Source organism: Lentzea guizhouensis (genome assembly GCF_001701025.1).
Lineage (GTDB): Bacteria > Actinomycetota > Actinomycetes > Mycobacteriales > Pseudonocardiaceae > Lentzea > Lentzea guizhouensis.
This window is the reverse complement of sequence record NZ_CP016793.1, coordinates 2,766,571-2,786,415: the sequence shown is the minus strand read 5'-3', so window position 1 is coordinate 2,786,415 and position 19,845 is coordinate 2,766,571. Positions and strand designations below refer to the sequence as shown.

The following is a 19,845-nucleotide window of genomic DNA, read 5'->3' as shown; positions in this document are numbered from 1 at the left end:
ACGACGTGGAAACGCTCTGGTTCGTGCTGATCGCCGTGCTGTGGCTCGGCTACCTGTTCCTCGAAGGATTCGACTTCGGCGTCGGCATGCTGCTGCCCGTTCTCGGGCGCGACAACGCCGAACGCCGGGTCATGATCAACACCATCGGGCCGGTCTGGGACGGCAACGAGGTGTGGCTCATCGTCGCGATCGGTGCCACGTTCGCGGCCTTCCCCGGTTGGTACGCGGCGCTGCTCAGCGCCGCGTACCTGCCACTGACGTTGTTCCTCGTCGCGCTGATCGGGCGCGGGGTCGCGTTCGACTACCGCGGCAAGGTCGACAACCCGCGCTGGCGCAAGGCGTGGGACGTCACCATCGTCGCCGGCTCGTGGATCGCGACCCTGTGCGTCGGCCTGCTGATCTCGACGACGGTGCTGGGGCTGCCGATCGACGAGAACGGTGACCGGGTCGGCTCGGCGTTCGCGGCCGTCCGCTTCGACACCGTGCTCGGCGCACTCGCCTTCGCCGGCTACGCGCTGGTCCACGGCGCCGTGTTCACCGCCTTGAAGACCGAGGGCGAGATCCGCGAACGGGCCCGCCGCGTCGCGCTGACCATCGCCCCGGTGGCGCTGCTGCCGTTGATCGCGCTGCTGGCGGTCGTGGCCGGGGTGTGGGCCGGTGTGGTCGTGCTGGTCCTCGCGGCGGCGATGTGGCGGCTGCTGCACAACCGCGACGGCCAGTCGTTCGCGCTGATGGGCCTGGCGATCGCCGCCAGCGTGGCCATCCTGTTCGGCTCGCTCTACCCGAACGTGCTGCCGTCGACGCTGAACGACGCGTGGTCGCTGACCATCGCGAACAGCGCGTCGAGCCCGTACACGCTGCAGGTGATCACGTGGGTCGCCGCGTTCGGCACGCCCGCCGTGCTCGTCTACCAGGGCTGGACCTACTGGGTGTTCCGCAAGCGCATCGGCGTGCGGCACATCCCGGTGCAGTGATGGCCAAGGGCCCGCTGGGAGCTCTGCCCCAGCTCTCGAAGAACGCCAGGCGCGCCCTCGTCGGGGTGGGCGCCCTGGCGTTGTTCAACGCCCTCGCGCTCGTCGCCCAGGCCGTCGCCCTGGCGTCGGTGATCACGACCCGCGAGGGCCTGCCGTTGCTGGCCGGCGCGATCGTGGCCCGCGCAGCTCTCACGTGGGCGACGGAGAGCGCCGCCGCCCGCGCGGCCGCCGGTGCCAAGGAGGAGCTGCGGACGAAGCTGCTGGCCAGGTCGTTCGAGCGTGGTCCGGCCTGGATCGCCGAACGCGGCACCGCCGAGCTGTCGGTGCTCGCCACGAAGGGCCTCGACGCGCTCGACGCCTACTTCACCCGCTACCTGCCCGCACTGGTCACGGCCGTGGTCGTGCCGCCGCTGGTCGGCGCCTGGATCCTCTTCACGGACTGGCCCTCGGCGGTCCTGATCGCCGTCACGGTCCCGTTGATCCCGGTCTTCGCCGCGCTGGTCGGCTGGTACACCGAGAAGCGCGTCAAGAGGGCCGCCGACGTCACCGAGCTGCTCTCGGCCCAGCTCCTCGAACTGCTCCGCGCCCTGCCGGTCCTCACCGTCTTCGGCCGCGCCAAGCAGCAAGCCGCCGCGGTCCGCCAACTCGGCGACCAGCACCGCAAAGCCACCATGGGCACGCTCAAGATCGCATTCCTCAGCGCCCTGGTCCTGGAGATCGCCGCCTCACTGTCCGTCGCCCTGATCGCCGTCGGCGTCGGCGTCCGCCTCGTCCACGGCGACATGACCCTCATGACCGCACTCGTCGTCCTGATCCTCGCCCCCGAGTGCTACCTCCCCCTCCGTGCCGCCGGCGCCGCCCACCACGCCAGCGAGGACGGCCTGGAAGCCGTCCGCCGCGTCGCCGTCGTCGTTGACGACGGTCACGCGGGGGCCCCGCGTGCCGCTGAGGGGAACGCGGGACTCCCGCGTGACTTTTGCGGGCGGGTGTTTGTCGACAATTTGCGGGTGTTGAGGCGTGGTGGGTTCGCGCCGGACGGGGTGAGTTTCGAGGTACGGGGCGGGGAGGTGTACCGGCTCGAAGGGGCGAGTGGGGCGGGGAAGTCGACGACGTTCCAGGTGTTGCTCGGGTTCGTGGAGCCGACGGACGGTGTCGTCGAAGTTCAGGGCGAGATCGCGTACGTGCCGCAGAAGCCCGCGTTCGCGGCCGCCACGCCTCGCGCCGAGCTGGAGCTGACAGTTCCGGACGCGGACGACATCGAGGAGGTCGCGGACGAGGTCGTAGCCGCGCACCTGCTCGACCGTCGCATCACGGACCTCTCGACCGGTGAACGCCAACGCGTCGCAGTCGCGCGCGCTCTGCTGAAGGTCCGCCACGGCGCCACGGTCCTGCTTCTCGACGAACCGACCGCCCACCTCGACCCGGTGACAAGTCGCAAAGTCGACAAAGCGATCAAGAACGCCAGCGCCACCGCGGCCGTCGTCCTCGCCTCGCATCGCGAGAAGGAGGCGTCGGAGGAGGAGACGTTCGCCAGGGTCGTCACGGAGGAGACCCAGCAGGAACGTCCGAAGCGCCTGCCGATCCCGTGGAAAGGCGCTCTGCTGGGCGTCGCCGCGACCGTGGCCGGCATCGCGCTGACCGCGCTGGCCGCCCACCTGATCGCCCGTGCCGCCGAGATGCCGCCGATCCTGACGTTGTCGGTGCTGGTCGTGGGCGTGCGGACGTTCGCGCTGAGCAAGGGCGTGCTCCGCTACGTCGAGCGCCTGGTGACCCACCACGAGGCGTTCAAGCTCGCCACCGAGCTCCGCGCTGAGCTGTGGCTCCGGGTCGTGCGCACCCAACGCCGTGATGGCCTGCAACGGCTCATCGACGACACGGACACGGTGCGCGACCTCGTGCCGCGGGTGCTCGTTCCACCGGTCATCGCGATCGGTGCGGGCATCGCGACCACGGTCCTGTTCGCGTTCATCGACCCGGCAGCGGCACTCACGCTCGGCGGCCTGCTGCTCACGGCCGGCCTCGCCGCGCCCGCCGTCGCCGTGTGGACCGAACGCCGGGCCAGCACCAAGCTCGCCCGCGGCCGCCGCAAGGTCGCGACCGACACGATCAACGCACTCGTCGCCGCACCGGACCTCATCGCGCACGACGCCCACCACCGCCTGCTGGCGCAGCTGCACGCCGACGACGTCGAGCTCGCGGGCCAGACCCGCAGGCAAGCGTTTGGCACGGGTGCCGCCACGGCGATCGTCCTGCTCGCGACCGGTGCGGCGGCCCTGGTCTGCGCCACGACCGGCAACCCGGTGCTCGGCCTGGTCCCGCTCGCCCTCGCCGAGCCGCTGGCCGCCCTCCCGCTCGCCGCCCAGCAGCGCAAGGCGCTGGGAGAAGCCAGCGCCCGGCTCCAGTTCGACGCTCCGGAACGGCCCGAGCCGCACCGGGGCAAGCGGATCCGGCTGGAGAACGTCGACGTCCGCTGGCCCGGCGCGACCGAGCCGACGCTCAAGGACCTGCACCTCAACATCGAGCCCGGCACGCACGTGGCGGTCGTCGGCCCGTCGGGTGCCGGCAAGTCGACGCTGTTCGCGCTGCTCCTGGGCTTTCTGCCACCGGAGCGCGGCATCGTGGAGCTGCCGCGGGCGACCTGGTGCCCGCAGGAGCCGATGCTGGTCAGCACGACGGTGAGGGAGAACCTGCGGATGTCGGGCGCGCACGGCGACGAGCAGCTCAGGGAGGCGTTGCGGCAGGCCTGCCTGCCGGAGTGGGCCGACCGGCTGGACACCGTGATCCGGCCCGACCAGGTCAGCGGCGGCGAGGCGCAACGGCTCGCGCTCGCCAGGGCGTTGCTGCACGACGCCGACGTGGTGCTGCTCGACGAACCCACCGCCCACCTCGACGAACCGACCGCGCAACGCCTCCTCGAACAGCTCAGGAACGACAAGAGGACGATCTTGCACATCACCCACCGCCCGGACGAGGCGGCACGGGCAGACCTCGTGCTGGACCTCGGCACGCCCGCCTACCGTTGAGGACCATGGACCCCTCCCTGGCGCGGCGCGTGCTCGTCGCGTCCACCGAGATCACGTCGGCGGCGCTGGAAGACCCGGAGAACGTGCTGCGGCTCGTGGTCGACGCCGCCGCCGAGCTCGCGGACGCCGACCTCGGCCTGGCGATGATCACCACGGCCGACGACGGCACGCTCACCGTCGAGGCGTCCAGCGGCGAGCCGATCGGTGCCACGCTCAGCCCCCGCAGCGCCGCCGCGAAGGCCGCCCGCACCGGCGTCCCGATCATGGCCGACGACGTCACCAACGACCCGCGCACGGCGCCGTACGTGCCACACGCGCTGCGCAGCTACGGCCCGTTCGCGGTGGCGCCGTTCGGCACGAAGGACCGCAAGATCGGCGCGCTGGCCGTGTACCGGCGCAGGGACAAGCCGCCGTTCACGCAGGAGACGGTGGACGTGCTGACCGCGTTCGCGGCGCAGGCGGGGCTCGCGGTCGTGCTCGCCGAGGGCTTCACCGCCCGGCAGCGGGTCGCCGTCTACGAGGAACGCGAACGCATCGCCCGCGACCTGCACGACGTGATCATCCAACGCCTCTACGGCGCCGGCGTGCAGCTCAGCCTGCTGGAACGCCGCCTGGGCAAGAAGCTCGACAACACCGACCGCACCCGGATCAACGAGGCCGTCGACCTGGTCGACGAGACGATCGCCGAGGTCCGCGCGACGGTGCGCAAGCTGCGCAACACCGACCCGGCCGACTCCACCGACCTGCTCGACTCGATCAACGCCGAGGTCCGCACGGCAGGGGAGCTGCTCGGGTTCTCCCCGCGCCTGCACGTGGCCGGCGACCTGGCGAACGTGCCGCGCAAGCTCGCTGACGACTCCCGTGCCGCGTTGCGGGAGGCGTTGTCCAACGTCGTGCGGCACTCAGGCGCCACGAACGTCCAGATCGACGTACGGCGCGATGAGAAGCATCTGCTGCTGCGAGTCGCGGACAACGGATGCGGCATCCCGTCCGGTGTCACTCAGCGCGGATTGCGGCATCTCGCGGAACGGGCCAAGTCCGCGAGTGGCGATTTCCGCGTTGTGAGTTCACCGAACGGGACGACGCTCACCTGGTCCGTCCCCGTTTAGCCACCCATGCGGCGGCTTGCGTACGCCGTTCCATGCCGAGTTTGGCGAGTACGGACGTCACGTAGTTCTTCACGGTCTTCTCCGCGAGGAACAGCCGTTCACCGATTTGGCGGTTTGTCAGACCCTCACCGATCAGCTCCAGCACCCGCTGTTCCTGGTCGGTGAGTCCGACCGGAGCCGGATTCCGCATCCGGTCGAGGACGCGCGCCGTCGTCGCCGGGTCCAGAAGGGACCGTCCAGCCGCGACCTCGCGCACCGCGGTGACGACGTCCTGGCCGCGCACCTGCTTGAGCAGATACCCCGACGCCCCCGCCATGATCGCGCCGACGAGCGCCTCCTCGTCGTCGAAGGCGGTCAGCACGAGACAACGGATGCCCAGGTCCCGCAGCGTCCGGCACAGGTCCACACCACTGCCGTCGGGGAGCTGAACGTCCACGACGGCCACTTCCGGTGAAGTCTTTTGGGCCCGTGTCACCGCCTCGTCGACGGAACCGGCCTCGGCGATGACGGAGATGTCCTCCTCGTCGTCGAGCATCTCGCGCAGACCTCTGCGCACTACTTCGTGATCGTCAACCAACAAAACGCGCACTGGCACGAATCCACCGTACGTCGAATGGCTGTTCCTGAGCGTGACTCGGATTGGCACAGTTCTTGTCATGGCAGAAGGCTCAGTACGACCGATCGAGGAAGCAGATCGCATAGTTGTCGCTCGGTTGGTACTAGAGCTATGGGGAGCACACACCGCCGTCGCGCACGGAGAGGTGTTCTTCCCGGCGAGTCTGCCGGGATTCCTCGTGGAGAGGCAGGGCCATGTGCTCGGCCTGCTGACCTATGCGGTGGCGAACCATCAGCTGGAGATCGTCACGATCGACGCGCTGCGCAGGGGCCGTGGCGTCGGCACCGCGCTCGTCGACGCCGCGGTCCGTCAGGCGCGCACGCTCGGGTGCAACCGCGTCCGCCTGACGACCACGAACGACAATCTGGACGCAGTGCGCTTCTACCAGCGCCGTGGGTTCAAGCTGACGGCGTTGAGACCGGACGCGGTCCGCGAAGCCCGCAAGCTCAAGCCGGAGATCCCCACCGTCGGGGATTTCGGCATCCCCATCACAGATGAGCTCGACCTGGAACGATGGGTCGCGCCTCGCCAGTAGTCCACAGGTGTCCACAGCTCTGTCCACAGGGTTGTGCACAAGTGGGCTACACGCGCAGCGGGTTGAACGCCTCGTCCCACGCGGCGGCGACCTGACGCGCGCACGTGGTCGGTGCGACGCCTCCCACCCCGGTGCCCAGACCCGGCATCGCGATGGTGTGGACGGCGTCGCGCACCGGCGTGCCGTCCTCCAGCCTGCCTTCGAGCCACAGGCGCAGCACGGCACGCGCGGCGAGGTACGGGTGGACGGTGTCGCCGGGCAGCAGCTCGCCCGGCATCCGCATGGTCGGCGCGCTGATGAGCCACGCCGGCTCGGTCTCGCCGGTCGCCACGATCTGCGCGTCACCGACCGGCAGCTCGCCGCCGTGCAACGCGAGCACCGCGCTGCGGACGTTGTTCTCGACCATCGGGAAGGCCTGCGCGTAGACGGCGTCGATGCCACCGCGCATCCAGCCCTGCGAGTTCGCCGGGCTGACGACGGCCTGCGCGCGGATGTCCAGCACGGACCCGCGGTGCACCCGCACACCTGTTCGCCCGGCAGCCACGGCGAGCCAGGCGTTCGCCATCGGTTCGTCGACCGCGCACAACACGAGTTCTGGCGCTAGAGCGGGCACGCCTCAAGCATTCCAGTTCGAACGGCCCTGGCGGAACCCAGGTTTGGCCGCTGACACAGCCGTGATCCTCACCTCTACTCTTTGCGCGTGCCTCGCATTGCGTACTTCGGACCACAGGGGACCTTCACCGAGCAGGCAGCCCTGCGGTTCGGGTCCGACCTCGTCCCGGCGGAGACGATCCCGCTCGCCGTCGCGGCGGTGCGGTCCGGCGAGACCGAGTTCGCCTGCGTACCCATCGAGAACTCGGTCGAGGGCGCCGTGCCCGCGACCCTCGACGTGCTGATCCGCGACACGCCCGTGGTCGCCGTCGCCGAGACCGTGCTGGACGTCCGGTTCAGCGTGCTGGTCCGTCCGGGTACTTCTTCGATCTCGACCGTCGCCTCGCACCCGCACGCGCTGGCGCAGACCCGTGAGTGGGTCGCCGCGAACCTGCCCGGCGCCACCTCCATCGCCACCTCGTCGACCGCGGCCGCCGCTGCCGCCGTGGAACGCGGTGAGTTCGACGCCGCCGTCACCGCTCCCGTGGCCATCAACCACTACGAGCTGGACGAATACGCCACGGACGTGCTCGACGTCGCCGACGCCCGCACCCGGTTCCTGCTGCTGCGCCAACCGGGTGAGCTGCCGCAGCCGACCGGTGCCGACCGCACCAGCGTCGTCGTGACCACCCCGAACCGCGTCGGCGTGCTGTCCGAGCTGCTCACCGAGCTCGCGTTGCGTGGCATCAATCTCACCGGCCTCGAATCGCGTCCCACGAAGGGCAAACTGGGGACGTACCGCTTCTACATCGACGTCGAGGGGCACATCGCAGAACCGAGGATCGGTGACGCGCTGGCCGCGCTGCACCGACACTCGCACGAGATCCGGTTCCTCGGGTCCTTCCCGAAGGCCGACCAGGAGCCCGCCGAGGCTCACAACGACGAGTTCGCCGCAGCCGCCACCTGGGTCGATGCTGTCAGAAAGGGCGAGCGCGGGTGAGGTTGCTGCTGGTCAGGCACGGCGAGACGGCGTCGAACATCGAACGCAAGCTGGACACGGCCATGCCAGGCCCCCCGCTCACCGAGCTGGGCCACAAACAGGCCCGCGAGCTCGCCGACACGCTCGCCGGCGAGGACATCACCGCCGTCTACGCGAGCATCGGCCTGCGCGCCCAGCAGACCGCGGCCCCCACCGCCGAACGCTTCGGCCTGCCCGTCCAGGTCCTCGACGGCATCGAGGAGATCCAGGTCGGCTCCCTGGAGGGCCGCAACGACACCGAGGCCTACAAGACCTACCTCGACACCGTCATCAAGTGGGCGGAGGGCGCGCTCGACGTGCCGTTCCCCGGTGGCGGCGAGACCGGTCAACAGGTGCTGGACAGGTTCCTCGGCGCGATCGGGTCGATCCACCAGGAGACCGGCACCGTCATGGTCGTGACGCACGGCGGCGCCGGCCGGATGGGCGCGCTGGCACTGGCCTCGAACGTCCCGGTCGAGCTCGCGGAGAACCTGCTGCCGAACACCGGCGTGGTGGTCCTGGAGTCCGGCGACGACGGCTGGGTGTGCCGCTCGTGGGCGGGCGTCGAGGTCTCTTAGGAGCTCACGCGGCGAGGTCCAGCCACTCGCCGACAGCGAGCACGCGCGCGCGTTGTCCCGCGTGCTCGCGAAACTCCCCCTCAGGGTCAACGACCTCGACATAGCCGGGCAGCTTCACGGGCTGTTCCGGCTCGTAGTGCATCGGCACGGCGTGTCGGGCGTCGAGGATGTTCGCCGCCGCAGCCGCCTGGAACGGGTCCATCGCCGCGGGCACCGGACTCGGCGGCTGCAGGTGCGGCGCGTCCACCACCGCGCCGTTGGCGGGCAGGAACACCGCGTCGAACGGCCTGAACCGGCGCGCGACCAGCCACCACCAGCCGTGGAACATCGTGTCGCCGCCGTGGAAGAGCCGCAGCCCGTCCGCCTCCACCACCCAGTTCAGCTGAGGGTCGCCCAGCCCGTCCAGGGACGGCACGGCGGTGACGCGGAACGGCCCGATCTCCCGCTCCGCCCAGGTGTCCACCACCTCGGCCGCCAACCGGTGCCCGGCCAGCTCGCGCTCGCTCAGCAACGTCGTCACGTTGTCCACGTCGTCCCCGTGCCCGCGCGCCGGCCGCAGCACCGGAGCCCCCGGCGCGAGCACCTCCGCGAGCGCCGCGGCATCGGTGTGGTCCCGGTGCAGGTGCGTGACCAGCGCTCCGGCCGCCGTCCCGCTCGGCGCCGTGAGCCCTACCCCCGCCCGCCAGCCGGTGAACAACGGCGACAGGTCCGCCACGTAGTCGATCACCAGCCTCTGGCCGGCCGCCTCGACCTCGACCCCGGCCCAGCCCAGTCGTCGTACCCGCATCCCGCACTCCCTCAGGTTGGTTGCGGCGGAATTTAGCGTACGGTCGTTCTCCAAATCAATAGCGAACGTTCGTACGCTAAAGTTCGGTGCATGTCACCGCGACGCTCGGCAGCCGAGGCCCTCCTCACGAGGGGACGGATCCTCGACCGCGCTGCCGAGATCGCCTCGGAGGAGGGCCTCGACGGCATCACGATCGGCCGGCTCGCCGAGGAGCTGGAGATGAGCAAATCTGGCGTGCACAAGCACTTCGGCACCAAGGAGTCCCTGCAGATCTCCACGCTGGACAAGGCGTTCGTCGACTTCTGGCACCGCGTGGTCGAGCCTGCTCTGGCCGAACCGCCTGGTCTGCGGCGCCTGCGCATGGTCTGCGCCAACTCCGTGGACTACCTGGCCTCGCCGCTGCTGCCGGGCGGCTGCCTGATGACGGCGGCGCTCAGCGAGTACGACGGCCGGCCAGGCGCGGTGCGCGACGCGGTGGCCGAGGTGTGGTCGCGCTGGCAGGGGCAGCTGAGGGCGGACCTGGCGGTGGCGGTGGAAGGCGGCGAGCTGCCGGAGCCGTTCGACGTGGACCAGGCGCTGTTCGAGATCATCGCGGCGGGGCTGGCGCTGAACGCGGCCATGCAGCTGCAGCACGACCAGAGTGCGGTCGCGAGGGCCCGCCGGGCGATCGAGAAAGCGCTGGGCTAACCCCAGCCCAGCTCGTGCAGCTTCGCGTCGTCCACCCCGAAGTGGTGCGCGATCTCGTGCACCACGGTCACGATCACTTCCTCGACCACGTCGTCCTCGGTGTTGCAGATGTCGAGGATCGCCTCGCGGTAGATGAAGATGTGGTCCGGCAGGGTGCCGCCGTAGTCGGTGTTCCGCTCGGTCAGCGCGATGCCCTGGTACAGCCCGAGCAGGGACGGCTCGTCCGGGTTGCGGTCCTCGACCAGCACCACCACGTTGTTCATGGCGTGCAGGAAGTCGGGCGGGACGAGGTCCAGCGCCTCCTCGACGAGCTCGTCGAACCGGGCGCGCGTCATCTCTACGGTCATCGGTTCTCAGACGTCGTGGTGGTGGGGGCCGAGCTCGACGGCTTGTCGGGCTTGCCGGAGTCCGACGGCTGGTTGCTGCCGGAGGGCTGGCCGGACTCGGAGTGCAGCGGGGCGCCGGTGGGTTCGTCCTGCGGCCTGACCGAGGTGGTCTGCGGCGGGTTCGAGGTGGTCAGCGGGGCGCCGTTGGGGTTGCGGACGCTGCCCTGCCAGGCGACGAGGTTCTCGCCCTGGGGGACGGCGCCGATCTTGCAGTTGGCCTTGCGCGAGCCGACGGCCCAGCTCTCCTGCGCGCGGACGTCCCAGGTGACGAGCAGGCCCTTGCCCTTGAGGTCGGCGCCGCCGGTGTACTCGACGGCGATCGCGGCGCACTGCTCGGACATCACGGCGTCCTGCTTCTCGGGGGCCAGGTACTCACCCTCCGGGTGCTGGACGACGCCGATGATCTCGAACGCGTGCGGCTTGGCGCACTCGATCGGGTCACCCACCGTGTTCTTCTCGCCGAGCGCGACGCAGACGCCGGGGTCGTACACGTTCGACTGGTCCTGGGTCTTCGCGCTGCCGAACGAGGGAAGCGGCGCACCCGAGGGCGCGGTGACCTGCAGGCCGCACCGCAGCTGCCGGTCGCCGTCCTGCCAGCGGCGCTCGTCCGGGTTCAGCGAGCTCACGCCGTACTTGCCCTTGGGGTCGAGCTTGCCGGCCATGTAGGTCGTCGCCGTCTGCGCGCAGTTCTCCTGCGAGATCTTCTCCCAGGCCTCGGCGTTCGGGAACGGCGCTTCCTTCGGGTAGCCGGCCGCGATGTCCGCCGTGCCGGTCACCTCGAACTTGTGCGCGGCCGAACAATCCACCTTCTGCGCGTCGGACAGGTCGGTCGTCCAGGTCAGGCAGTCGCCGGCCACGGCCTGGTACGCCGCGTTCACCAGCTCCCGCTTGGTGGCCAGCGGGCCTCCTGCCAGCACAGACGTGAAGGCGGAGACCATCAGGAGGCTGAACGCGCCCACGAAGGCGCCCACCATCACCAGCCGCGTGTCGCGGATGTGACCTGATCGACTCAACCAACCGGCGCTCGGAGACATCTCATCCATGATGCCTGTGCTGTGTGAGGCGGCTGTTGGCCGGGTTGGGCGAGTGTTGCTATTAGGACACTCGTCACCTGTTTGGCCATCGTTCGGCCGTCTCGCTAGGTACCTTGCCCGCGGGAGTGGTGATGACTGACAACAACCAGCCAGGGATGCCGCCTCAGGGGCCTCCCGGCCAGCCGCAACAGCCGCAACAACCGGCGCCCTACCAGCAGCTGCCGCCGCAGGTGCCGGTGCCGCAGCCTGGGCAGGGCCAGCCGCCCGTCCAGCAGAAGGGCAGGGGCCAGGTCCGCCAGCAGCAGGCAGGGGTGACCAAGCCGCGCCAGGCGTCGGTCGCCGAGCAGCGCGCTCGTGCCGCCGCGCAGAAGGCCCAGCAGGAACGGTTCGCCGCCGAGGCCGCCGCGTTCGAGAAGCGCCGCAAGACCCGCAAACGCCTGCTCATCGGCGGTGGCGTCACGGTGGGCGTGGTCGCGCTGGTCGCGATCTGGTACGCCGCCGCGAGCCCCAAGAACGTCACGGCGCAGTGCACCGACAAGAACAACGTGATCGTCGACGACGACTACTGCGACGAGAACTACTACCGCAGCCACGGCGGGTACAGCAGCGGCGGGTTCATCTACATCGGCGGCAGCCAGTACCGCTACAACTACGGCGGTTCGGGCGCGGTCGGTCAGAAGGTGAGCGGCGGCAGCTACACGGTCCCCAAGGGCGCGAACGTGACCACCAAGTCGGGCACGAGCGTGCAGCGCGGTGGGTTCGGCGTCAGCAGCGGCAAGTCCAGCAGCGGGAGCTGACCAGTTGCGCCGTGAAACCTCACAGCCGCGGCCGAACTGGCAGCGGACGGTCTCCGACCAGGGCCTCGTGTTCGGCCTGCCCGCGAAGTACGCGAACGGCTCCGACCGCCCGTACTGGGACGAGTCGGTGCACTACGTGTTCGAGATGAGCGAGATCCTCTCGCTCGAAGCCGACGTCGAGCTCCTCCACTCCATGTGCCTCGACGCGGTGGACAACGTGGTCCTCACCGAGCGCTACCGCGACTTCGGCATCCCCGAATGGGTGTGGCCGCACATCGCCGAGTCGTGGCGGCGGCACGACCCGCACCTCTACGGCCGCTTCGACCTGCGCTACGACGGCTCCGGCCCGGCCAAGCTGCTCGAGTACAACGCCGACACGCCCACGTCGTTGCTGGAAGCCGCGATCATCCAGTGGCACTGGAAGACCGAGGTGTTCCCCGACGACGACCAGTGGAACTCGCTGCACGAGCAGCTGGTCGAGCGGTGGTCCGAGATCGGCGCGAAGCTGCCGTCGGGCGAGGTCCACTTCACCTGGTCGGGCGCCGACCCGTCCGGCGAGGACCACCTCACCACCGCCTACCTGCAGGAGACGGCCGCGGAGGCCGGCCTGAACACCGTCGGGCTCGCGATCGAGGACCTGGGCTGGGACACGCTGCTCAACCGGTTCGTCGACCTCGAGGAAGCCCCGATGAACACGGTGATCAAGCTCTACCCGTGGGAGTGGGTGGTCGAGGAGCAGTTCGGCCGCCACGCCGTCGAGTCGCTGCCCGCCACCCTGTGGGTCGAGCCGCTGTGGAAGATGCTGCTCTCCAACAAGGCGCTGCTCGCGGTGCTGTGGGAGATGTACCCGGGCCACCCGAACCTGCTGCCCGCGTACCTGAACGACCCCGGCATGCTGACCGAGTACGTGCGCAAGCCGCTGCTCGGCCGTGAGGGGGCGAACATCCAGATCGTCGCGCCCGGCTACGAGACGCAGACCGGCGGCGTGTACGGCAAGGAAGGCTTCGTGTACCAGCTGTTCGATCCGCTTCCGGACTTCGACGGCTACCGCCCCGCGTTGGGCGCCTGGGTGGTCGGCGACACGTCGGCCGGCCTGGGCATCCGGGAGACAGTCGGTCTGGTGACCGACGATGGCGCGGCGTTCGTGCCGCATCGCATTGTTGAGTGAATCGGAAAGGGAACAGCAAATGATGGAGCTCGCGTTGGACCCCGGCTTCGGCTCGGCCATCGGCCGGGGCATCGGCGCGATCGCGCTGTACGCCGTCGTCGGTCTGGTCCTCATGGTGTTCGGCTTCTACGCGATCGACTGGACGACGCCGGGCAAGCTGTCCGCGCTCGTCCGCAACGGTGCGCCGAACGCCGTCATCGTGACCGCCTCCGGCATGGTCTCGATGGCGTTCATCGTCGTCATCGCCATCACCAGCTCGGTGGGCAAGCTCGACGAGGGCCTGCTGTCGGCGCTGATCTACGGCATCTTCGGCATCATCGTGCAGGTCGCGGCGGTCCGGCTGCTGGAGTGGATCACCCGCCTCGACATCGGCACGATCATCGAGTCGGACCGCTTCGCACCGGCCTCGGTCGTCGTCGCCTCCGCCCACGTGGCGCTCGGCCTCGTGGTGGCGGTCGCGATCAGCTAGCCGATGGTTTCCCGAAGGGCCCGGCACCAGTGCGGTGCCGGGCCCTTCGGCGTCGAAGCCGGTTGCACAGGTCGCCCTGCACCCGGCCCCCGCAGTGCTCACCGTCCTCGCCGGGCGGCACCCACTGCTTCGTCACCGCGCTCGCCTCGCCCTTCCGCGCTGCCACAGCCACGACACCCCGAGCCCCACCCCGGCCGTCCCCAGCACCGCGCACGCGACCGACAGCACGAACGGCACGCGCGTGTTGGTCTCGTACCGGTACACCTCCACCGGGTCGCCGAAGTCGAACGCCCGCACCCGGTCGCCCTTCCGCAGCGGCTTCGGAACACCCTCCAGGTACACGCCGGACCGCACCACGCCGTCGTCGCCGACGAACTCGCCGGACTCGCTGGTGCAGGTGCTGCTCGGCTTGCTGCCGCACCGGGGCTCGCCCTGCACGAGGTAGGTGCCGGGCACAACGGGGTCGAACGCGACCTTGGCGGCCTTCCGCACGGTCAGGCCGAACAGCACCAGCAACGCGATCCCGGCCAGGACCGCCAGGACCGCGAATGCCCGCGGCAGGTCGCTCTTGCCCGTCCGCACCGGGTCTCCACCGGGCAGGAACCCGTCCACGTCAGCTCCTCCACCAGCGCCGCAGCACGCCGAAGCTGAGCGGCTGCACCTCTCTGCGCTTCAACCAGTTCGGCTCGTGCGGCTTCGGCGAGAAGTCGTCCCGCACGCCCCCACCTCCCCCTGTCGCGGCGTGCGGACATCCTCCCCGGTCAAAATCGGATGAACCGCAGGTCTACCCTTCAAAGGGTGATTGACCTCAAGGTGTTGCGCGAGAACCCGGAGATCGTGCGCGCTTCGCAGCGTGCCCGCGGCGAGGACGAGGGTGTCGTCGACGCCCTGCTGTCCGCTGACGAGCGCCGGCGTTCCGCGATCTCCCGCGCTGACACCCTGCGCGCCGAGCAGAAGGTGCTCGGCAAGGAGGTCGGCAAGGCCAAGGGCGACGAGAAGACGGCGCTGCTGGTCAAGGCGAAGGACCTGTCGAACGAGGTGAAGGCCGCGGAGGCCGAGCAGCACGCCACCGCCGCCGAGGTCGACGAGCTGCTGGCCAAGATCCCGAACCTGGTGCACCCGGACGCGCCGGTGGGCGGCGAGGACGACTTCGTGGTCCTCAAGACGGTCGGTGAGCCCCGCCAGTTCGACTTCGAGCCGGTCGACCACCTCGACCTGGGCACGAAGCTGGGCGCGATCGACATGGAGCGCGGCGCCAAGGTCGGCGGTTCGCGGTTCTACTTCCTCACCGGCGTGGGGGCGCAGCTGGAGCTCGCGCTGCTGAACATGGCGGCGGCGCAGGCGACCGCGAACGGCTTCACGTTGATGATCACGCCCACGCTGGTGCGGCCGGAGATCATGGCGGGCACCGGGTTCCTGGGTGCGCACTCGAGCGAGATCTACCACCTGCCGAACGACGACCTGTACCTGGTCGGCACGTCGGAGGTGCCGCTCGCCGGGTACCACGCGGACGAGATCCTCGACGGCGAGCGCCGGTACGCGGGCTGGTCGTCGTGCTACCGCCGCGAGGCCGGGTCGTACGGCAAGGACACCCGCGGCATCATCCGCGTGCACCAGTTCAACAAGGTCGAGATGTTCTCCTACGTCAAGCCGGAGGACGCCGAGGCGGAGCACGCCCGGCTGCTGGCGTGGGAGGAGGAGATGCTCGCGAAGATCGAGGTGCCCTACCGCGTCATTGACACCGCGACCGGCGACCTGGGCACGTCCGCGCACCGCAAGTTCGACTGCGAGGCGTGGGTGCCGACCCAGGGCAAGTACCGCGAGCTGACCTCGACGTCGAACTGCACCACGTTCCAGGCGCGCCGGCTGAACGTCCGCTACCGCGACGAGAACGGCAAGTCGCAGATCGCGGCCACGCTCAACGGCACGCTGGCGACCACGCGGTGGATCGTCGCGATCCTGGAGAACCACCAGAACGCGGACGGCTCGGTCACCGTGCCCGAGGCGATGCGGCCGTTCCTGGGCGGCCTCGAGAAGCTGGTGCCGAAGAGCTAACCGAGCGCGGGCAGCACGTCGGCGGCGATCTGCTCGACCACCGACTCGCTGCCCGCGTACACGCCGTCGTGCCGCGGCCAGTGCGACACCACGTCGGTGAAGCCCAGCTCGGCGGCCCTGCCGACGGCGTCGGTGAAACAGGCGACCGACGACAGCGAGTACACCGGCGCCGAGTCGAGGTTGAGGTACCGGTCGACCCGCGTGCGGCGGCCGGTGCGCAGGATCGTCTCGTCGAACTGCGCGGCCATCCTGGCGACGCCGCGCCACCACTCGTCGTGGTCCTCGGTCGGTGGCCCGGTGGTCACCCACCCGGTGCCGAACCGCGCGGCCACCTCCATCGCCTTCGGCCCGTTCGCCGCGACCAGGAACGGCAGGCGCGGCCGCTGCACGCAACCGGGGAAGCCGCGCGCCTCCACCGCCTGGTAGTAGCGGCCCTCGTAGGTCACCTTGTCCTGCGACAACAGGTGCGAAAGCAGCTCCACGAACTCGGCGAACCGCTCCGTGCGCTCCCGCGGCAACGGCGGCTTCCCGCCCAGCACCGTCGTGTCGTACCCCGCACCACCGGCACCGACGCCGAGCGTGAACCGGCCGTCCGACACGTCGTCCACGGCCAGCAACTCGCGGGCGAACGACACCGGGTGCCGGAAGTTCGGGCTCGCGACGAACGTCCCCAGCCGCAGCCGGGTCGTCACCATCGCGGCCGCCGTCAACGTCGGGATCGAGCCGAACCACGGACCGTCGACCAGCGTGCGCCACCCGAGGTGGTCGTAGGTCCACGCGTGGTGGAAGCCGTACTCCTCGGCCGCACGCCACTTGGGCTCGGCAATCCACCAGCGGTGCTCGGGAAGGATCACGATGCCTGTGCGCACACCCGTACCGTAACGACCTGTTCTGCTGCCGGACGAACCAGACCAGGCAACATGGGGGACGTGGAACAACCTCTCCTGGTCGCGACCGACATCGACGGAACCCTGCTCACGCCCACCGACGAGGTGACGCCCCGCACCGCGGCGGTGATCAGCCGCGTGATCGCGGCCGACGTGCCCTTCGTCCTCGTCACCGGCCGCCCGCCGCGCTGGATCCCGACCCCGGCCCAGAAGGCGGGCACCACGGGCCTCGCCGTCTGCGCGAACGGCGCCGCCCTCTACGACATCGCCACCGACCGCGTCCTGTGGCGCCGCGGCCTCGACCCGGTCCTGCTCAGCGACCTCGCGAGCACCCTCGACCGCGTCCTGCCCGGCTGCGCACTCGCCGTCGAACGCCTCGGCGACACCGCGGAGGAGTCCGACTTCGTCGCCGAGCACGGCTACGAGCACGCCTGGCCGGAAGGCCCCTCCGAAGACGCCCACCGCGCCCGCGTGCTGGGCTTCGAGGCCATCAAGATGCTGGTCAGGCACACCGGCATGACCAGCGCGCAGATGGTCGAGGCCTGCGAGGGCCTGCTCACCGACCACGTCGACGTGACGTTCTCCACCGACAACGGCCTCATCGAGCTCTCCCGCAAGGGCGTCACCAAAGCCACCGGCCTCGCCGACGCCGCCGCCCGCTTCGACGTCCCGGCCACCTCGATCGTCGCGTTCGGCGACATGCCCAACGACATCCCGATGCTCGAGTGGGCAGGCCACGGCGTCGCGATGGCCAACGCCCACCCGGACGCCCTGAAGGCAGCGGACGAGGTCACCGCCCCCAACTCGGAGGACGGCATCGCCCTGGTCCTCGAGCGCTGGTTCTGACCTCGTAGGCTCGCGCCATGCGTGCTCTAGTGACCGGCGGTGCCGGCTTCATCGGCTCTACCCTCGTCGACCGCCTGCTGCATGACGGCCACACCGTCCACGTCGTCGACGACCTCCGCCGCGGCAAGCGCACCACCCCTGCCGCCCACGCCGACCGGTACACCTTCACCGAGCTGGACATCACGTCGCCGGACCTGGCCGACGTGGTGTCCGCCGCCGCCCCCGAGGTCGTCTACCACCTGGCCGCCCAGATCGACGTCCGCGTGAGCGTCGAACGCCCCCTCGACGACGCCACCCAGAACGTCCTCGGCACCGTCAACCTCGCAGAGGCAGCCCGCCGCGCCGGCGTCCGCAAGGTCTGCTTCGCCTCCTCCGGCGGCTCCATCTACGGCACCCCGGACGTCCTCCCGGTCTCCGAGTCGGTCCCGATCAACCCGAAGTCCCCCTACGCCGCCTCGAAGGTCTCCGGCGAGGTCTACCTCAACACCTACCGCCAGCTCTACGGCCTGGAGTGCACCCACCTGGCCCTGGCCAACGTCTACGGCCCCCGCCAAGACCCCCACGGCGAAGCGGGCGTGATCGCCATCTTCGCCAACGCCCTGCTCGCCGGCCGCCCGACCAAGGTCTTCGGCGACGGCGGCAACACCCGCGACTACGTCTACGTCGAGGACGTCGTCTCCGCCTTCATCGCCGCCTCCGGCGAGGCCGGCGGCGGCCGGCGCTACAACATCGGCACCGGCCACCAGGTCTCCGACCGCGAGCTGCACACCCTCGTGGCCAAGGCCGCGGGTTCGGCGGACGACCCGGAGCACGCCCCGGCCAGGCTCGGCGACCTGCGCGCCTCCGCGCTGGACGCGAGCGCGGCCGAGCGCGACCTCGGCTGGACCCCGGAGGTCGACATCGCGACGGGCGTGGCCCGCACGGTCGACTACTTCCGCGGTCAGGCCTGAGCGACCGCCTGGTCCGCCACGTAGCGCGCGATCTCCAGAGACGACGTCGCCGCCGGCGAGGGTGCGTTCAGCACGTGCACCTGAGCCGGCGCCGTCTCGATGAGGAAGTCGTCGACGAGCGAGCCGTCGGGCAGCATCGCCTGCGCCCGCACGCCGGCCTCGGCCCTGACCAGGTCCGACTCCTGCACCGCCGGCACGAGCCGGGCCAGCGAGGCGGCGAACCGCTTCTTCGAGAACGACCGCAGCACCTCCTCGGCCCCGGTCTTCGCGAAGCGGCGGGCGAGCTTCCAGATGCCGGGGAACCGGGCCACGTCCCACAGGTCCGCCGGCGAGATCTGAGTCCAGCTGTACCCCTCGCGCCGCAACGCGAGCACGGCGTTCGGGCCGGCGTGCACGGAGCCGTCGAGCATGCGGGTGAGGTGCACGCCGAGGAACGGCAGCGTCGGGTCCGGCACCGGGTAGATGAGGCCCTTGACCAGGTGGCGCGCCTGCGGAGCGAGCTCGTAGTACTCGCCCCGGAACGGCACGATCGTCGCGCGTGGCTCCAGCCCGGCCAGCCGGGCGACGCGGTCGGACTGCAGACCGGCGCAGTTGACCAGCAGGTCGGCGCGCAGCACTTCAGAGCCGGTCGCGACCTCGACCCCACCGGTGCGGCCGGGCCTGATGCCCAGGGCGGGCGTGAACAACCGCAGGTCCGCACCGGCGGCGGTCAGCAGCCGCACCAACGCGTCGCAGACGCCGGGGAAGTCGATGATGCCGGTGCTCTCCACCCGCAGCGCGGCGACGCACGAGACCTCGGGCTCGTAGTCGCGCGCCTCGGCCGCGGTGATCAGCTTGGCCGGGACGCCGTTCGCCTCGGCGCGCTCCGCGAGCACGTTCAGCGCGGGCAGCTCGTCGGGGGAGGTGGCGACGACGAGCTTGCCGCACACCTCGTGCGCCACGCCGTTGGCGCGGGCGAAATCGATGATCGAGCGGTTGCCCGCCACGCTCATCCTGGCCTTGAAGGAGCCTGGCTTGTAGTACAGCCCCGCGTGCACCACGTTGGAGTTGTGGCCGCTCTGGTGGGCCGCCCAGCGGCCTTCCTTCTCCAGAACCGTTACCCGGTAACCCCTGCTGACCAGCTCGTTCGCCGTTGCCAACCCGAGGATGCCGCCACCGATCACGATCGCGTGCCGCAAGACGTCTCCCTCACTCGACTTCGTGGACCGCGCGTCCAGCGGACAAGGATACGTCCGGCCAGGGAGCGCCCGACCGGCCCCGGTATGGTGGCGGCCGCTGTGTCGTGAAGGCAGACGCGGGAAAATTCTGTGGTATGAGCCATCCGCTGGTGCGGTG

Annotated in this window: 21 protein-coding genes; 13 read left to right on the top strand and 8 right to left on the bottom strand. The window is 70.3% G+C overall.

The features are described from left to right. Positions 1-5 precede the first annotated feature (5 nt). The 3 genes from cydB to BBK82_RS13905 are packed head-to-tail and all read left to right on the top strand — an operon-like array spanning position 6 to position 5,106. Complete coding sequence (gene cydB / locus BBK82_RS13915) at positions 6-974, top strand: cytochrome d ubiquinol oxidase subunit II (RefSeq protein WP_065915402.1); 969 nt, start codon at positions 6-8, stop codon at positions 972-974. After that, positions 974-3,997, top strand: coding sequence for a thiol reductant ABC exporter subunit CydD (cydD, locus tag BBK82_RS56090; RefSeq protein WP_065915401.1), 3,024 nt, complete (start codon positions 974-976; stop codon positions 3,995-3,997). The genes cydB and cydD overlap by 1 nt, the downstream gene beginning before the upstream one ends. A gap of 5 nt (positions 3,998-4,002) precedes the next feature. Next, positions 4,003-5,106, top strand: a complete 1,104-nt coding sequence (locus BBK82_RS13905; protein ID WP_065915400.1) for a GAF domain-containing sensor histidine kinase — start codon at positions 4,003-4,005, stop codon at positions 5,104-5,106. Here the strand turns inward: BBK82_RS13905 and BBK82_RS13900 are convergent. Further along, on the bottom strand, positions 5,084-5,701 hold the full coding sequence (locus BBK82_RS13900) for a response regulator (RefSeq protein ID WP_065915399.1): 618 nt from the start codon (positions 5,699-5,701) through the stop codon (positions 5,084-5,086). The genes BBK82_RS13905 and BBK82_RS13900 overlap by 23 nt on opposite strands. Before the next feature lie 199 nt (positions 5,702-5,900). Here BBK82_RS13900 and BBK82_RS13895 point away from each other — a divergent pair, with 199 nt between their 5' ends. Next, positions 5,901-6,257 (top strand): GNAT family N-acetyltransferase, encoded by a 357-nt coding sequence (locus BBK82_RS13895; RefSeq protein ID WP_237048181.1) that lies wholly within the window; start codon positions 5,901-5,903, stop codon positions 6,255-6,257. Between the two features lie 46 nt (positions 6,258-6,303). Here BBK82_RS13895 and BBK82_RS13890 read toward each other — a convergent pair whose 3' ends face one another. Continuing rightward, complete coding sequence (locus BBK82_RS13890) at positions 6,304-6,822, bottom strand: macro domain-containing protein (protein WP_083268793.1); 519 nt, start codon at positions 6,820-6,822, stop codon at positions 6,304-6,306. A gap of 135 nt (positions 6,823-6,957) precedes the next feature. On the opposite strand from BBK82_RS13890, the gene pheA reads away from it, so the two are divergent. Both pheA and BBK82_RS13880 read left to right on the top strand, forming a co-directional pair. Continuing rightward, positions 6,958-7,848: a prephenate dehydratase gene (gene pheA, locus BBK82_RS13885; protein ID WP_065915396.1), complete on the top strand. Its 891-nt coding sequence runs from the start codon at positions 6,958-6,960 to the stop codon at positions 7,846-7,848. Next, complete coding sequence (locus BBK82_RS13880; RefSeq protein WP_065915395.1) at positions 7,845-8,444, top strand: histidine phosphatase family protein; 600 nt, start codon at positions 7,845-7,847, stop codon at positions 8,442-8,444. The genes pheA and BBK82_RS13880 overlap by 4 nt, the downstream gene beginning before the upstream one ends. A gap of 4 nt (positions 8,445-8,448) precedes the next feature. Here BBK82_RS13880 and BBK82_RS13875 read toward each other — a convergent pair whose 3' ends face one another. Further along, entirely contained in the window at positions 8,449-9,231 is a 783-nt protein-coding gene (locus BBK82_RS13875; RefSeq protein WP_065915394.1) for an MBL fold metallo-hydrolase, read from the bottom strand. Between the two features lie 90 nt (positions 9,232-9,321). Here BBK82_RS13875 and BBK82_RS13870 point away from each other — a divergent pair, with 90 nt between their 5' ends. After that, positions 9,322-9,918 (top strand): TetR/AcrR family transcriptional regulator, encoded by a 597-nt coding sequence (locus BBK82_RS13870; protein WP_065915393.1) that lies wholly within the window; start codon positions 9,322-9,324, stop codon positions 9,916-9,918. On the opposite strand, the gene BBK82_RS13865 is transcribed toward BBK82_RS13870, so the two are convergent. Then, the gene (locus BBK82_RS13865; protein ID WP_065915392.1) at positions 9,915-10,265 is read right to left on the bottom strand and encodes a metallopeptidase family protein; all 351 of its coding nucleotides are present in this window, start codon (positions 10,263-10,265) and stop codon (positions 9,915-9,917) included. The genes BBK82_RS13870 and BBK82_RS13865 overlap by 4 nt on opposite strands. Next, positions 10,262-11,317 (bottom strand): septum formation family protein, encoded by a 1,056-nt coding sequence (locus BBK82_RS13860; RefSeq protein WP_170067912.1) that lies wholly within the window; start codon positions 11,315-11,317, stop codon positions 10,262-10,264. Before BBK82_RS13860 ends, BBK82_RS13865 begins: the two co-directional genes overlap by 4 nt. A 152-nt stretch (positions 11,318-11,469) precedes the next feature. On the opposite strand from BBK82_RS13860, the gene BBK82_RS13855 reads away from it, so the two are divergent. From BBK82_RS13855 to BBK82_RS13845, 3 genes are read left to right on the top strand one after another with little or no spacing between them, the layout of a single operon-like run. Continuing rightward, positions 11,470-12,135 carry a hypothetical protein gene (locus BBK82_RS13855; RefSeq protein ID WP_335618083.1) on the top strand — a complete coding sequence of 222 codons (666 nt, stop codon included), beginning with the start codon at positions 11,470-11,472 and terminating at the stop codon, positions 12,133-12,135. 4 nt (positions 12,136-12,139) lie between these two features. Then, positions 12,140-13,303, top strand: coding sequence for a glutathionylspermidine synthase family protein (locus tag BBK82_RS13850; protein ID WP_065915391.1), 1,164 nt, complete (start codon positions 12,140-12,142; stop codon positions 13,301-13,303). A gap of 22 nt (positions 13,304-13,325) precedes the next feature. Then, on the top strand, positions 13,326-13,772 hold the full coding sequence (locus tag BBK82_RS13845; protein ID WP_065921045.1) for a DUF350 domain-containing protein: 447 nt from the start codon (positions 13,326-13,328) through the stop codon (positions 13,770-13,772). Between the two features lie 132 nt (positions 13,773-13,904). Here the strand turns inward: BBK82_RS13845 and BBK82_RS13840 are convergent, their stop codons facing one another. Beyond that, a complete protein-coding gene (locus tag BBK82_RS13840; protein WP_065915390.1) occupies positions 13,905-14,384 on the bottom strand; it encodes a hypothetical protein in 480 nt (159 codons plus the stop codon). A gap of 186 nt (positions 14,385-14,570) precedes the next feature. Between BBK82_RS13840 and serS the strand changes: the two genes are divergently transcribed. Further along, a complete protein-coding gene (serS, locus tag BBK82_RS13835) occupies positions 14,571-15,827 on the top strand; it encodes a serine--tRNA ligase (RefSeq protein ID WP_065915389.1) in 1,257 nt (418 codons plus the stop codon). Here serS and BBK82_RS13830 read toward each other — a convergent pair. Beyond that, on the bottom strand, positions 15,824-16,696 hold the full coding sequence (locus BBK82_RS13830; protein ID WP_065915388.1) for an LLM class flavin-dependent oxidoreductase: 873 nt from the start codon (positions 16,694-16,696) through the stop codon (positions 15,824-15,826). The genes serS and BBK82_RS13830 overlap by 4 nt on opposite strands. A gap of 60 nt (positions 16,697-16,756) precedes the next feature. On the opposite strand from BBK82_RS13830, the gene BBK82_RS13825 reads away from it, so the two are divergent. Next, entirely contained in the window at positions 16,757-17,560 is an 804-nt protein-coding gene (locus tag BBK82_RS13825; RefSeq protein WP_065921044.1) for a Cof-type HAD-IIB family hydrolase, read from the top strand. Between the two features lie 17 nt (positions 17,561-17,577). After that, on the top strand, positions 17,578-18,510 hold the full coding sequence (locus BBK82_RS13820) for an NAD-dependent epimerase/dehydratase family protein (RefSeq protein WP_065915387.1): 933 nt from the start codon (positions 17,578-17,580) through the stop codon (positions 18,508-18,510). Here BBK82_RS13820 and lhgO read toward each other — a convergent pair. Further along, entirely contained in the window at positions 18,501-19,688 is a 1,188-nt protein-coding gene (gene lhgO, locus BBK82_RS13815; RefSeq protein ID WP_065915386.1) for an L-2-hydroxyglutarate oxidase, read from the bottom strand. The two genes, BBK82_RS13820 and lhgO, sit on opposite strands and share 10 nt — an antisense overlap. Positions 19,689-19,845 lie beyond the last annotated feature (157 nt).